Annotated in this window: 1 protein-coding gene; it reads right to left on the minus strand. The window is 45.2% G+C overall.

Going from position 1 to position 263, the window contains the following annotated elements:
• Positions 1-263, minus strand: a 263-nt coding sequence (locus tag E4T71_RS09465; protein WP_245165737.1) for a Rib/alpha-like domain-containing protein, incomplete at both ends; no start/stop codon positions are given.

Genomic DNA, 263 nt, shown 5'->3' on the forward strand with positions numbered 1-263 from the left:
GTTCAGAAACTTTAACAGTTACTGGAACCTTGTCCGTTGAGCCATCTGGATACGTTACCACAGCTGTTGCTGGTTTATCTCCTGGTGTGGTTGTATCTACTGGACTCTCAAAGCTTACCTTTGTACCTGCTGGCAGGTCTCCTAGATTTGCAATAGATTTAGATGGATCTACTTCCTCACCTGGTTTAACGGTCTGATCTTGTGCTACTGGCGTGTTCTTATCCGCGTCGGTTGGTTCAGAAACTTTAACAGTTACTGGAACC

The sequence above is a fragment of the Streptococcus sp. WM07 genome, from assembly GCF_004570525.1.
Taxonomy (GTDB): domain Bacteria; phylum Bacillota; class Bacilli; order Lactobacillales; family Streptococcaceae; genus Streptococcus.